Below are 13844 nucleotides of genomic sequence, written 5' to 3'. Positions count from 1 at the left end.
CCCTCCCGCCGGCGGACCGGACCCGGTCGGGCCCGGCGGGGATCAGACCTCGACCAGGACCTTGCCCCGGTTGTGCTCGCGGTCCAGGTAGAGGCTGCGGTAGGCCGCCGGGATCCCGTCGAAGCCCTTGTGCACGGTCTGGTGGTAGCGGATCTCCCCGCTCCGGACCAGCCCGCCGAGCTCCCGGTGCATCAGCGCCAGCAGCGGCTCGGTGAACCACTCCTGGGCGAAGATGCCGCGGATCGTGGTGCGCGGGAACATGATGTACGGCAGCAGCCTCGGCCCGGTCAGCTCACCGTTCACCGTGGTCGCCCACTGCCAGCAGACCGCCACCCGGCTGTCCACGTTCAGCATCGTGAACACCGCGTCGGTGACCGTGCCGCCCAGATTGTCGAAGTACCGGTCGACGCCGTCCGGCGCCGCGAGTTGCAGCGCCTGCCGGGCCTTCTCCGCGTCGTCGCCCTGGGTGTAGAGCACCACCTCGTCGAAGCCCAGCTCGCGCAGGTACTCGGCCTTGCCCGCCGAGCCGGTGGTGCCGACCAGCCGGCCGGCCCCGGCCCGCTTCGCCAACTGGCCCACCAGGGTGCCGATCGAGCCCGAGGCGCCGCTGACCACCACGGTGTCCCCGGGCCGGACCTCCAGGAAGCGGGTGAGCGTGCCCCAGGCCGTCATCCCGGGCGCGCCCATGATGCCGAGCGCGCTGGACACCGGCAGCCGCTCGTCGTACCAGGACGGGTCGAGCCGGCGGTAGGCCGGGAACACCATCGGGAAGGTGCCGGTCGTCCACAGCTCCTCGGCGCCGTTGTGGACGACGTGGGTGCGCCAGCCGCCGAAGCCCTGCACCAGGTCGCCGACCGCGAACGCCGCCGCCGGACCGGCCTCGACCACCTCCATGATCGAGTCGGCGCCCATGTGGTGGCCGATCGGCGTCTCCAGCGCCAGGCCGTTCTGGTACGGGTCCACCGAGACGTACCTGGTCCGGAGGAGCATCTCGTCCGGCCGCAGGTCGATCCGGACGTCCTCCACGACCTTCTCGTAGACGCGGTTGACGTCGGGCACACCGTCCAGGTGCTCCCGGACCACCCACTTCTCGATCCTCATGCCAGGGCTCCCGTCTGCACGTTCTTGTTGTCCTCGCTGCCCGCGTCGCCCTCGGCGGCCTCGCCGGCCTCGCCGGCGGCCTTCGCGGCGGGCGGCACCGTCCGCCGGCCCGGCTCCGCGGGCCGGCCCACCGGGATGACCAGGTGGGTCGGCATCGGGGCGCCCGGGTCGATCCCGGCGGTGAACTCCACCCCGTCGTCCCGGCAGACGAACTGCATGACGTGCCGCCCGGCGGCGGCCGCCCGGATTAGCCCGCCGATGGTCGCCCAGACCCCGGAGAGGTAGAAGTTCGACAGCCCGGGCAGCACCGGACCGCTCTTCTTGATCTCCTCCTCCACCGTCTCGGCTCCCTCCACGAAGGGGTTCCAGCCGGGGAAGGTGCCGTCGTAGACGCCCGTGTAGCGGACCTGGGTCAGCGGGGTGGACACGTCGGCGACGGCCACCGCGGCCTTGAAGCCCGGATACCGCTCGTCCAGGAAACCGACGATGCCGTTGCGGACCCGCCGCTTGGCCGCCATGTACTCCCGGCCGTGCTTGACCGGCAGGGTGTGCAGTTCCTCGCCGCGCCGCACCCGGGAGGACTGCTCGGGGCCCTCGTGCAGCGCCCGCCAGGGGGCGATGTCGGAGAAGTACGTCGCGAACACCACGGTGGAGTTCTCCGGCGCCAGTTCCGGGTAGTGCCGGGTGCGGAACTGCACGTTCAGCGAGGGGCAGCGGATCCCGGTCAGCTCGGCCGTCTCCCGCTCGCCCAGCAGGTGGGTGGTGCACGGGTCGCCCTCGGGGAAGGGCTTGCGCAGCCCGAGGAACAGCGACACGTAGCCGGGCGACAGCTGGCCCGGCTCGTCGATCAGTGAGGTGTAGAGCCGCCGGTAGGTGTCGTTGAGGTACTGGCCCTTGAGCAGCTTCATCACGGTGGTGTGGCCGTCCGCGGCGGACACCACGATGTCGGCGCGGAACTCCCGGCCGTCGCTGAGCCGAACCCCCACGGCGCGGTCCCGCTCGACCAGGATCTCCTCGACCTTGGCGTTGTAGGTGATCTCGCCGCCGAGCCCGAGGTAGCGCTCCTCGATCGACCGGGCCAGCGCGAGCGAACCGCCCTCCGGCACCCCGGCGGCGTGGTTGGCGTGCGAGGCGAGCTGGAAGTAGAACGGCAGCACCGGGAAGGCCGGGTGCTTCTCGTAGAGGATGAAGTTGAACGCCTCGCGCAGCAGCGGGTCGCGGAACCGCTGCGAGAAGTCCGTCATCAGCAACGTGATCGACTTGCGGATGGTGTTGAAGTGGGGGGCGAAGGAGGCCAGCATCCGCCAGCGCTCGAACCGGCCCATCAGCCCGACCGGCTTGAGGAACGGATAGGCGGCGAGCGCCTTGCGGAAGGTCCGGATCCCGGCGCAGAACTCCCGGATCGGGGCGGCGTCGGCCGGTGAGAGACCGAGCAGGTGCGCCTCCAGCCGGTCCGGGTCGGAGTAGAAGCGCACCTCCCGGCCGTCCCGGCCCCGGACGATGTTGAAGACGTCGAAGTGCCGCATCTCCTTGCCCTGGAGCGCGCCCAGTTCGAGCCAGATCTGGTACATCTCGTTGCCCGGGCCGTTGCCGAGCAGCCAGCTGATGCACCAGTCGAAGGTGAAGTCACTGCGGTCCCAGCCGGTGCAGGAGCCGCCGGGGATCTCGTGCATCTCGAAGATCCTGGTGCGGTAGCCGTTCATCCGGGCGTAGCACCCGGTGGACAGGCCGCCGAGACCGCCGCCGATGACGATCATCGACTCCCGCCGGGGTGCGGGGTCTTTCTGCCGTGCCATCTCTGGCCTTCCTCGTGGTCCTTGCCTTGACTGGAGCTGCCTGGTCCTGCCGCCGGCGGCGGTCACCAGACGATCGGGAGCGCCTGCAGACCGTTCACCATCGAGGCCTCCTTCCAGCGCAGTTCGTGCTCGGGGACGGCCAGCCGCAGTCCGGGCAGACGGGTCAGCACCCGCTCGATCGCCACCTGGAGCTCCAGCCGGGCGAGGTGTGCGCCGACGCAGTAGTGCACACCGTGGCCGAAGCCGATGTGCGGGTTGCCCGGCCGGTCCAGGACCAGCCGCTCCGGCTCCTCGAACACCTCCGGGTCCCGGTTGGCGGCGGCGGTCGCGATCATCACCGCCTCTCCGGCGCGGATCACCACCCCGCCCAGCTCGACGTCCGCGGTGGCGTACCGGGGCAGGCTGAAGCCGGTGAGCAGCGGCACGTAGCGCATCAGCTCCTCGACGGCCTTCGGGATCAGCTCGGGGTGCTCCCGCAGCCGGGCCAGGTCGCGGGGGTTGACCAGCAGCTGGTGGAAGAAGTTGCCGATCTGGTTGGTGGTGGAGACGAAGCCGGCGATCAGCAGGTCGCAGGCGATGGAGAGGAGCTCCTCCTCGCCGATCAGCCGCTGCTCGCGGCAGGCCCGGACCAGCGTGGTGAGGAGGCCCTCGCCGGGCTCGCGGCCGCGCAGCTCCAGCACCCCGGCCATGTAGTCGATGAACGCCCGCCCCTCGACCGCGAGCACCTCGCCCGGGGTGACGGCGGAGAGCACCGTCTCCGCCCACCGCCAGAGCATCCGGTGGTCCTCGGCGGGGATGCCGAGGACCTCGCAGATGATGGTGGTCGGCATCGGGATCGCGAAGTCCTCGACCAGATCGGCCGGGCCGCCCGCGGCGAGGATGCCGTCGAGCAGTTCGTCGGCCAGCTCCCCGGCCCGGACCCGCAGCCGCTCCACCCGGCGGGCGCTGAACTCCTTGGCCACCAGCGAGCGCAGCCGGGTGTGCTCGGGCGGTTCGGTGGAGAACAGGCCCGCGCCGGTGCGGGACACCGGGCGCATCCGGGGCTGGTCCTCGCCCATCGCGGCGGCCAGGCTGAACCTCGGGTCGGCGAGCACCGACCGGACGTCCTCGTACCGGGTGGCCAGCCAGGCGCCGTCGCCGTACGGCATCCGGATCCTGGCGAGCGGCTGCTCGCGCAACTCGGCGTAGCGGGGGTCGAGTTCGAGACCGTTGGGCTCGAACGGATAGGTCAGCGGCGGGTGCTGCCGGAGCATGGTCGGATCCGTCTCTCCTGCGGGGGCGGGCTCTCGTGCGGGGGCCGTCTCTCCTGCGGGGGCGGGCTCTCGTGCGGGGGCGGGCGGGCTCGGCACCCGCCCGGTGGCCGTCTCAGGACGCATGGGTGGCGGCTCCGGTGAGGATCGACCGGGCGAGCCCGGCGTTGTGGGCGATGAACTCGCGGTCGAGCATCTCGGCGTGGGTGCCGAAGCCCTTGAAGACCGCCGTCCGGGTGGCCGAGCTGCCGTGCCAGGCGCCGTCCCGGCCGGCCTCGTACAGCGCCACCTTCTCGTCGTCGGAGATCACGCTGAGCGCGGCGGCGACCACACCGTGGTTCGGGGTGCGGCTGCAGAACCGCAGGTAGTCCCGGGCCTGTTCGCGGGTCTCCCGGGCGACGACGGCGGAGCCGGTGTGCCGGTGGAGGTGCTCGGCCAGCTCGGTCTCGAAGGCCTGGAGGTGCTCGTCGGCGAGGTCGAAGGACTCCAGGATCCGGTGCGAGTCCATGATCACCACATTGGGCACCGCGCGGCCGCGCCGCTCCAGCTCCTTGGCGACCTCGAAGGCGAGGTTGCCCCCGAGCGAGTACCCGAGCAGCGCGCACGGGCCCTCCGGCTGGAGCGCCTCGACCAGGTCGGCGTACTGGTCGACCTTGTCGTCCCCGGAGACGTAGTTGAAGGCGATCGTGCGGTACTCCGGCAGGTGCGCCGCGAACTGCCGGTACACCAGCCCGTGGCCGCCGGCCGGCGGGAAGCAGAACAGCGTCTGCCGCTGCTCCTGGTTGAAGCCCAGGTAGGGCTGGGCGCCCTCGATCCGGCCGGTGACGATGTGCTCCACGGTCTTCGCCATCCCGTGCAGGGTGGTGACCTTGAACAGCCGGCTGACCGGGATGCTGATGTTGAACTCCGACTGGAGCCCGTGGATCAGCTCGATCAGTCTGATCGAGGAGCCGCCCGACTCGAAGAAGTCGTGCTGGAGTCCGGGATCCTCGATGCCGAGCAGTGTGCGCCAGTGCTCGGCCATCCGGACCTCGTAGAGGGTGACCGGCGGCTCGGCCGCCTCGAGGGCCTCCGCACCGGGCTCGGGCAGCGCCGCCAGGTCCACCTTGCCGTTGGCGGTGAGCGGCAGCGCGGGCAGCTCGGTGAAGCGGGTCGGGATCATGAAGGTCGGCAGCTGCCCGGCCAGGTGGCGGCGCAGCGCCCGGTGGTCGAAGGTCCGGCCCGGCGCCGGCACGCAGTACGCGCAGAGCACGTGCTCGCCGCCGCGGTCCGGCCGGACGGTGACCACCGCCCCGGCCAGCTCCGGCCATTCGGCCACCCGGGTCTCGATCTCGCCCAGCTCGATCCGGTGGCCGCGCACCTTGATCTGGGAATCGGCCCGGCCGAACAGGTGCACCCCGCCGTCGGCGTCCCAGCGGGCGAGGTCCCCGGTGCGGTAGAGCCGGACCGGTCGGGTGCCGTCGGCACCGCCGAGCGGCAGGGTGGCGAAGCGGCGCGCGGTCTGCTCCTCGTCGCCGAGGTAGCCGAGCGCCACGCCGGAGCCGCCGATCCACAGCTCCCCGGTCACCCCGGGCGGGACCGGACGGCCCTGGGCGTCGAGCAGGTGGAAGGCGCTGTTCGGGAAGGGCCGCCCGATCGGGACCATCCGGCTGGGCTCCAGCCCGTCCGTCGATCCCTCGAAGTACGCGCTGTCGATGGTGGTCTCGGTGAGCCCGTAGGAGTTGACCAGCCTGGTCCGCGGGCCGCACAGGGCGCCCAGCCGCCGGTACTCCTCGACCTTCCAGACGTCCGAACCGACCACCAGCAGCCGCATGAACGAGAGGTCCCGCCCGGTGCGTTCGCAGTGGTCCAGCACGGTGCGGACCACCGCCGGGACGAACTCCGCGGCGTCCACCCGCTCGGTGCGCATCACCTCGTACAGCCGGGCGGTGTTGAACAGCAGCTCCCGGCCGACCAGGACCAGGGTGCCGCCGGAGCACAGCGCGCGGACCACGTCGCCGGTGAAGACGTCGAAGGCGGGGCCGGCCATCTGGAGGTGGGTCCGGGCGTCGGTGTCCAAGCGGTACTCGGCCTGCCAGGCCCGGTAGGCCGAGGCGAGGTTGCCGTGGGAGACCCGCACCGCCTTCGGCCGGCCGGTGGAGCCGGAGGTGTGGATGACGTAGGCCGGATCGTCGAGGCCCACCGGCACGTCGGCGAAGCCGTCGTCGCCGTCGAGGCCGTCGTGCTCGGTGGAGCCGTCGTGCCTTCTGAGGCCGTCGGCCCCGGTGGACCCGTCGGCGCCGAGTTCCGCGGTGGTGACCAGCCGGGCCGGCAGTCCGCCGAGCCGCTCGCGGTCGTCGCCGACCACCAGCACGGCACCGGTGTGGCCGACCAGGTGCGCCAGCCGCTCCACCGGGTGGCCGGGGTCCAGCGGCAGGTAGGCCGCGCCGGTGCGGAGCACCGCGAGCAGTGCCACGATCAGTTCCGGCGACTTCTCCAGGCAGAGCGCGACCACCGTGCCCGGTCCGGCACCCAGCGCCCGCAGCCGGACGGCGGCCCGCCGGGAGCGCCCGGCCAGCTCGCCGTAGGTCAGCCGGGCCGTCGGGCCCGACTCGGCCGGCACCGCCACCGCGGGCGCCGCCGGGTCGGCCGCCGCCGCCCGCAGCACCAGCTCGTGCACCGGCTCGGCGAACGGCACCCGCCGGTCGGCGCCGCTCCACCGGCGGAGCGTCACGGCCCGCTCCCGCTCGCCGAGCAGCTCCAGACCGGTGGCCGCCCGATCCGGCCCCGCCGTGGTCAGTGCCCGGAGCAGGTTGACGTAGTGACGGGCCATCCGCTCCGTCGTCGCGGGCAGGAAGAGGTCGGTGTTGTACTTGAGGACGCAGTGGAAGCGATGCTCGGCCTCGTCCTCGTAGGCGGACAGGGTGAGGTCGAACTGACCCTCCTCCTCCGGGAGTTCGATGTACTCCAGGTGGTAGCCGTACTTCTCGGTGGCCACCTTGTGGTGCAGCAGGATGAACATCGCCTGGAAGACCGCCGAGCGGCTCGGGTCGTGCTGCAGTCCGAGCTGCTCCACCAGCAGCACGAACGGGTACTCCTGGTGGTCCAGCCCGCCGAGCACGGTGGTCCGCACCCGTTCCAGCAGCTCGGCCACGGTCGGCCCGCCGGCCAGCGAGACGTGCAGCGGCAGCGGGTTGACGAAGTAGCCGTAGACGCCGGCGAACTCCTCGTCGGTGCGGCCCGTCACCGGGCTGCCGACGACGATGTCCTCCTGGCCCGCGTAGGCGTGCAGCAGCAGGTAGTAGGCGCTGAGCAGCACCATGAAGACGGTGACGTTGTGCGCGCGGGCCAGCGCGTGGACCCGGGCGCTGAGCTCCTCGTCCAGGACGAAGAACTCGGAGGCGCCGTTGTGGGTCTGCACCGCCGGACGGGGCTTGTCGGTCGGCAGGTTGAGCAGCGGCACCTCGGCCGGCAGGTGCGAGCGCCAGTACTCCAGCATCCTCGGCGCCTCGCGGCCGGCCAGGAAGGCGTTCTGCCGGTTGAGGAAGTCCAGGTAGCGGGCGGCGACCGGGGGCAGCTCGGGCGCCCGGCCCCGGCGCAGCCCCTCGTAGACGGCCAGCAGTTCCTCGATGAAGGTGAAGGTGGAGATCGCGTCCGAGATGATGTGGTGGACGGCCTTCATGATCACCCAGCGGGCGGGGCCGCGCCGGAACAGCCGGAACCGCACCAGCGGGTCCCGCTCCAGGTCGTACGGTCGGCGGTACTCGCGGACGATCATCGCGTGGATGTCGTCCCAGGCCAGGTGCTCGACGTCGAAGACGTCGAAGTCCGGCTCCACCTCGGCGGAGGTCCGCTGCACCGCCCGGCCGCCGTCCAGCGCGAAGTTCGCCCGCAGGCTCGGATGACGCTCGACCATCGCCCGGAAGGCCCTCGCCATCAGCTCGGGCTCCAGCTCCACCCGCACCTCGACCGCGCCGCCGATGTTGTAGGCGAAGCCGTCCGGGTTGAGCTGCTTGAGGAACCAGAGCGCCTTCTGGTTGTGGGTCAGCGGGTGGGCCGACTCGTCCTCGTAGCGCTCCGCCCCGGCCGCGCCCGGACCGGTCGGCTCCTCGTCGAGCAGCTCGGTCAGCGACTCGTGCAGCCGGGCCACCAGCTCGGCCACCGGGGCGTTCCCGAGCAGCGCCACCACCGGGAGGGTGACCCCGAGCTCGCCGCTCAGCCGGGCCCGCAGCTCCATCGCCAGCAGCGAGTCCAGGCCGAGGCCGCCGAGGCCCGCGGCCGGGTCGATCCGCTCGGCCGGCACCCGCAGCACGGTGGCGGCCAGCGCGCCGAACAGTTCGGTGAGCAGGGCGCGGCGCTCCTCCTCGCCGGCCGTCCGCAGGGTGTCCAGCAGCCCGGTCCGTTCGATGGCCGGCGCGGACTCCCGGGCGGCCGCCGCGAGTTCGGTCACCAGCGGCGGCGGGGCCGGGTACCAGGAGAGGAAGACCGGCCAGTCGACCACGGTGGCGACCAGCAGCTGGGCCCGGTCCTGGCCGAGCACCCGCTCCAGCACCGCCATGCCGGTCTCCGGGGCGAGCGAGCTCATGCCCCGGCTGTGCCGGTAGTGGTCGACCAGGCCGAGTTCCTCGATCATCCCGGTGGCCCAGGGGCCCCAGTCCAGGCTCAGCGCGGGCAGGCCGAGTGCGCGGCGGTGATGGGCGAGGGCGTCCAGGAAGGCGTTCCCGGCGGCGTAGTTGGTCTGGCCGGCGGTGGTCAGCAGGGAGGCGATCGAGGCGAACAGCACGAAGTGGTCGAGCGGCTCCCCGGCCAGCTGCCGGTGCAGGGCGAGGGCGCCGAGCACCTTGGGGCCGTACACGGTGTCGAAGGCCGACCGGTCCAGTTCGCCGACCAGGGTGTCCCTGACCTGCCCGGCGAGGTGGAAGACGCCACGGACCGGTGGCCGGTCCAGCCGGCGGTACTCGGCCAGCCAGGCGGCCAGCGCGGGCTCGTCGGTGACGTCCAGCGCGGCCGGGACGACCTCGGCCCCGAGCTCCTCCAGCTCGCGCAGGAAGGCCGCCCGCCGGCCGTCCCGGCTCTCCGGGTCGAGGGTCCGCCACCGCTCGCGCGGCGGCGGCGTGCTGCGGCCGACCAGGATCAGCCGGCGGGCGCCGCGCTTCACCAGCGTGCGGCAGAGCAGTTGCCCGAGCGCCCCGAACGCCCCGGTCACCAGGTAGGCGCCGTCCGCCCGCAGCCGCGGCGCCAGCGGGCGGCTGAGCCCCGCCGCGGTCCGGAGCCTGCTGGTCAGCCGTCGGCCGCCGCGCAGCGCGATCTCGTCCTCGTCGGCCAGCGCGAACTCGCGCAGCAGCGCCTCGGCCTCGGCGTCCGTGCCCGTGGCGGTGGCGGTGGCGGTGCCCGTGGCCGGGAGGTCGACGAGTTTGCCCTGATGGGTGGGGAGTTCCTGGTGCCGCAGGACCCGGGTGATGCCCCAGGCCGGGGCGGCGAGGGGTTCGACCGGTTCGCCGGGTGCCGTGGCCTGCGCGGCCCGGGTGACCACATGGAGGCGGCAGTCGGGTAGTTCGGCCGCCAGCAGGGCGGCGAGCGTGACCAGGCTGTAGGCGCCGGGGGCGGTGTGGCCGGCCGCGGTGGCGGGGTCGGCGGTGGCGAGCCCGGGGCGGTCGAGGTTCCACAGGTGGACCACGGCGGCCGGGTCGGGGGCGCCCCCGGCCCGCCGGTCGGCGAGCAGCCGGGCCAGGTCGTCGGCCGAGCCCGGCTCGACGGTGGCCGGGCGGCCGTCGGCGCCGGCCCGGTAGCCGGTGCCTGGGCGGACCCGCAGGCAGCTGCCGCCGCGCGCGGCGATCCGCTCGGCCAGCGCGTCCGCGACCCCGCCGCCGTCGGCGAACAGCAGCCAGTGGTCGGGGTGCTCGGCCAGCAGGTCCGGGGTGTCGCCGGCGGCCGGCAGCTCCGTCCAGACCGGTTCGGCGAGCCAGCCGTCGATGGTGCCGAGGCCGACCGCGGTCGCGGCCCGCTCGACATCGGCGGCGCGGAAGCCGGTGACCCCGCCGAGCGGGGCGCCCTGCTCCTCGTACACCGCGAGGTCGCCGACGAGCTCGGCGTCGGCGTCCCGGGTGACGGTGGCGTGCACCCAGAGCGGGCGGTCGCCGACCGCGTCCAGCCGGACCTCCCCGATCGCCACCGGCAACCGGATCCCCCGGCCGTCCGCCGACCGGTCCGCCGGCGGTCGGGGCGTCAGCAGCTGGGGCGTCAGCAGCGTCTGGAAGAAGGCGTCCATCACCACCGGGTGCACCTGGTGGTGCTCGCCCTGCCCGGCGGGCGGGCGGATCCGGGCGAGGGCCTCGCCGGGGCCGATCCAGACCTCCTCGATGCCCTGGAAGGCGGGGCCGTAGTGGTAGCCGAGCGCGGCGAGTGCGGTGTAGCAGTCCGGCCCGGCGAGCCGGCGCAGCGCCCGCCCGCGGACCGCCTCCGCGTCCAGCGGGCGGCCGGGCCGGCGGCGCTGACCGGGGCGGACGGTGCCGACGGCGTGCACGGTGCGCTCGCGGCCCTCGCCGGTGGCGACGGTGAAGGTGCCCTGCTCGGCGCAGAGGGTCAGCCGGACGGCGCGGCTCACGTCGTCCGGCAGCAGCAGCGCCTTGCGGAACTCGAGGTCGGCCAGGGCGGCGTCCGTCCCGCCGGTGAGGGCGCGGACCGCCTGGACGGCCATCTCCAGATAGCCCGCGGCCGGGAACACCACGTCGCCCTGGATCCGGTGGTCCTCCAGGTAGGGCAGCGCCTCGGCGTCAGACCGGGCCTCCCAGGCCGGTTCGGCGCCGGGCAGCCGGCGGCCGAGCAGCGGGTGGTCGACCCGCCCCTGCCGGACCTCCGCGACCGCCTTCGGCTCGACCCAGTGCCGGTCGCGCCGGAACGGGTAGCGGGGCAGCGGGACGATCCGCCCGGCGGGCTGGAGCACCGACCAGTCGACCTCGACGCCGAGGTTGTGCAGTGCGGCCAGCGAGGCGGTGAAGGTGGCCTGTTCGTCCTCCTGGCGGCGGATCGAGGGCAGGGTCCGCGGCTCTGGCCGGTCGGCCGTACCCGGGTGGGCCTCGAGGGTCTCCTGGATCGAGCGGCCCAGCACCGGGTGCGGGCCGATCTCCAGGAACAGGCCGTAGCCGTCGTCGGCGAGCCGCTCCACGGCCTGCCGGAAGCGGACGCTGTCACGGACGTTGTGCCACCAGTACCCGGCGTCCAGCTCGGTGCCACGCGCGGTGCCCTCGCGGCCGGTGAGGTAGAGCGGGGTCTGCGCCGGGCGGGCCTTGATGTCGGCGAGCGACTCCAGCAGCTCGTCCTTGATCAGCTCCATCCGGGCGCTGTGGTAGGGGACTTCGACCGTCAGCGGGCGGGCGAAGACCTGCTCGGCGGTGAGCGCGGCGGCCAGTTCGGCGAGGGCGGGTGCGTCCCCGGCCAGGGTGAGCGCGCCGGGGCTGTTCACGGCGGCGACCGAGACCGCGCCCCCGTACGGGCGGATCCGGCGCAGCGCCTCGGCCTCGGTGAGCGAGACCGCGAGCATGCCGCCGGTGCCGGCCAGCCGCTGCTGGAGCCGGCTGCGGTGGAACACCACCTTGACCGCGTCGGCGAGGTCGTAGACCCCGGCCTCGTAGAAGGCGGCGACCTCGCCGGTGGAGTGACCGACGATCGCGTCCGGCCGCACGCCCCGGCTGCGCCAGAGCGCGGCCAGGCCGATCTGGACGGCGAAGTTGGCGGGCTGGGACAGCCAGGTCCCGGCCATCCGGGAGTCCGCCTCGTCGGCGGTGAGCTCGTCGATCAGCGACCAGCCGGCCAGCTCGGCGAGGTGCTCGGCGCAGGACTCGACGGCCTCCCGGTAGACCGGTTCGGCGGCCAGGAGGCGGCGGCCCATCGCCCACCACTGCGGGCCCATCCCGGTGAAGACCCAGGCGAGTCGGCGGTGCCGGGCCTCGCGGCGGTGGCCGGTGAGGACCCGGGGGTGCGGTTCGCCGCGCAGGTGGGCGGTGAGCGCCTCGTCGAGCGAGGCGCGGGCGGCGTGCTCGCGGGCGTCGTAGACGACCGAGAGCCGGGCGTCGTGGTGCTGGCGGCGGTGGGCGAGGGTGTGGCCGAGGTCGGCCGGGCGGGCCGGGCTGCCGCCGCGCACGCCGGCCAGTTCGGCCTGGACGCCGGCGGCCAGTTCGGGCAGGGCGGCGGCCTCCCCGGCGGTCAGCGGCAGCACCGTCCAGAGCGGGCGGTCGGCGTCCCCGGTGCGAACGGTGGTCCCGGAGGCGGGGGCGGGCACGGGCGCCGGTGCCGGCTCCGGCGCGGCCTCCAGCAGGACGTGGGCGTTGGTGCCGCCGAAGCCGAAGGAGTTGACCCCCGCCCGGGCCGGGCCCTCGTGGGCCGGCCAGGGGGTGACCTCGGTGGGGATCTCGTACGGCAGGGCGGCCTGGTCGATCGCCGGGTTGAGCCGTTCCAGATTGATGTGCGGCGGCACCGTCCGGTGCTCGAGGGCGAGCGCGGACTTGATCAGCCCGGCCAGCCCGGAGGCCGACTCGGTGTGCCCGATGTTGGTCTTGACCGAGCCGACGTAGCACTTGTCCCCCGGGCGGCGCCCGACGGCGAGGGCCCGGGCCAGGGCGCCCGCCTCGATCGGGTCGCCGACCGGGGTGGAGGTGCCGTGCGCCTCGACGTACTGGAGGCTGCCGGGGAGGATCCCGGCCTCGGCGCAGACCCGCTCGATCAGGGTGACCTGGGCGTCCGGGTTGGGCACGGTGATGCCGTTGGTGCGGCCGTCCTGGTTGACGCCGCTGCCGATGACGACGGCGTGGACCGGGTCCCCGTCGCGCAGCGCGTCGGAGAGCCGTTTGAGCGCGACCACCGCGACGCCCTCGGCCCGGACGTAGCCGTCGGCCGCCGCGTCGAAGGTGCGGGAGCGGCCCTGCGGGGAGAGGAAGCCGCCCTTGGTCTCCGCGATCGTGTACTGCGGGGCGATGTGCAGCAGGGTGCCGCCGGCCAGGGCGAGGTCGGTCTCGCCGCGCTGCAGGCTCTGCACCGCGAGGTGGACGGCGACCAGGGAGGACGAGCAGGCGGTGTCGATGGAGACGCTGGGGCCGCGGAAGTCGAAGCAGTGCGAGATGCGGTTCGACACCATCGTCATCATGGTGCCGGTGGCGGTGTGCGCGGCGAGGGTGTCGAAGGAGAGGTCCGAGAACTGGACGATCTTGTAGTCCAGGGTGAACGCGCCGACGTAGACCCCGACCTCGCGGCCCGCCAGTTCGGCCGGCTTCTGTCCGCCGTCCTCCAGCGCCTCCCAGGCCACCTCCAGCAGCTTCCGCTGCTGCGGGTCCATGTGGTCGGCCTCGCGGCCGCTGATGCCGAAGAACGCCGGGTCGAACTCGTCGAAGCCGTCGATGTAGCCGCCCCGGCCGCCGACCAGCCGGCCGGGCTTGGCCTTGTCCCGGCTGCCGAGGGTGGCGACGTCGTAGCGGCTGCGCGGGGTCGGGGTGATGCAGTCCTTGCCGTCGAGGAGGTTCTGCCAGTAGGTGCGGTGGTCGCTGGCCCCGCCTGGCAGGCGGCAGCCGATCCCGATGATCGCGATCTTCTCCCGCCCGGCGCCCGGGGCGGTGGACGGGCCGCCGGGGACGGGGCGTTCGGAGGGTTCGGAGAGGTCCGGGGAGCTGACGAAGCGGGAATCCGTCATACGAGTCGAGTCCTTGGGTCGCTGCGTTCGCGCGCGCGG

At 73.7% G+C, this 13844-nt stretch carries 4 protein-coding genes; all 4 read right to left on the bottom strand.

The window, feature by feature from the left end:
* Positions 1 to 42 precede the first annotated feature (42 nt).
* On the bottom strand, positions 43 to 1101 hold the full coding sequence (locus ACIPYS_RS12520; protein ID WP_400745732.1) for an MDR family NADP-dependent oxidoreductase: 1059 nt from the start codon (positions 1099 to 1101) through the stop codon (positions 43 to 45).
* A complete protein-coding gene (locus ACIPYS_RS12515; RefSeq protein ID WP_400745730.1) occupies positions 1098 to 2897 on the bottom strand; it encodes a phytoene desaturase family protein in 1800 nt (599 codons plus the stop codon). The genes ACIPYS_RS12520 and ACIPYS_RS12515 overlap by 4 nt, the downstream gene beginning before the upstream one ends.
* 62 nt (positions 2898 to 2959) lie before the next feature.
* Entirely contained in the window at positions 2960 to 4150 is a 1191-nt protein-coding gene (locus ACIPYS_RS12510; protein WP_400745728.1) for a cytochrome P450, read from the bottom strand.
* A gap of 112 nt (positions 4151 to 4262) precedes the next feature.
* Positions 4263 to 13805 carry an amino acid adenylation domain-containing protein gene (locus ACIPYS_RS12505; protein WP_400745727.1) on the bottom strand — a complete coding sequence of 3181 codons (9543 nt, stop codon included), beginning with the start codon at positions 13803 to 13805 and terminating at the stop codon, positions 4263 to 4265.
* Between the last annotated feature and the right edge of the window lie 39 nt (positions 13806 to 13844).

It is taken from the genome of Kitasatospora sp. NPDC089913, from assembly GCF_044748625.1.
Classification (GTDB): domain Bacteria; phylum Actinomycetota; class Actinomycetes; order Streptomycetales; family Streptomycetaceae; genus Kitasatospora.
This window is presented reverse-complemented; position numbering and strand designations above follow the sequence as displayed.

Bases quoted from the DNA above. Each gene is read 5' to 3' on its own strand.
- ACIPYS_RS12520 (WP_400745732.1), bottom strand. From the start codon at position 1,101: ATGAGGATCGAGAAGTGGGTGGTCCGGGAGCACCTGGACGGTGTGCCC.
- ACIPYS_RS12515 (WP_400745730.1), bottom strand. From the start codon at position 2,897: ATGGCACGGCAGAAAGACCCCGCACCCCGGCGGGAGTCGATGATCGTC.
- ACIPYS_RS12510 (WP_400745728.1), bottom strand. From the start codon at position 4,150: ATGCTCCGGCAGCACCCGCCGCTGACCTATCCGTTCGAGCCCAACGGT.
- ACIPYS_RS12505 (WP_400745727.1), bottom strand. From the start codon at position 13,805: ATGACGGATTCCCGCTTCGTCAGCTCCCCGGACCTCTCCGAACCCTCC.